The organism is Microvirga sp. GN3, from assembly GCF_055792825.1.
Map to the genome: position 1 here is coordinate 2,895 of NZ_JBVVAK010000285.1, position 608 is coordinate 3,502.

Consider the following 608-nt stretch of genomic DNA (forward strand, 5'->3'; position numbering starts at 1 on the left):
CAGCTCGCCCGAGAGGCACGCCGCTTACTCCGGCAAGCTCTGACGAAGGTCTCGAACGGCCTCATTCGCCGCACGGAGAGCCCGCTCGACCGTCTGAGGCTGGAGGTTGTTCCCCCAAACTGAGCCGGCGTCGTCATGTCGGCAAGACTGGAGGTGGCGGACATCCTGCGTCGCCACGGCGAGGCCTATCGGCAGGCCCATGAGGGTCATCTCGGGCGGGTCGAGCGCCGCACGATGAGCGCGATCGAGCTGTGCCGGACAGCCGCTCTCGGTGGCCATCTGGAGGGATGCCCCTCATGCAGGACAATCCGCATCTCCTACAATTCCTGCCGCAATCGGCATGGCCCGAAGTGCCAAGGACAGGCCTGTCGGGATTGGCTCGCCGCGCGGCAGGGTGACCTCCTGCCGGTTCCCTACTTCCACGTGGTCTTCACGCTGCCGGCGCCGATGGCCGGCATCGCGTTTCAGAACAAGGCCGCCGTCTATGCCATCCTGTTCAAGGCCGCGGCCGAGACGCTGCTCACCATCGCCGCTGACCCCAAACATCTGGGGGCGGAGATCGGTCTCGTCGCGGTCCTGCACAGTTGGGGCCAGAACCTGCATTATCA

At 65.8% G+C, this 608-nt stretch carries 1 protein-coding gene; it reads left to right on the forward strand.

The window, feature by feature from the left end; all coding sequences use genetic code 11:
• Positions 1–135: 135 nt before the first annotated feature.
• Positions 136–608, forward strand: a 473-nt coding sequence (locus tag ACS5Q1_RS46375) for an IS91 family transposase (RefSeq protein WP_473104539.1), incomplete at its 3' end; no start/stop codon positions are given.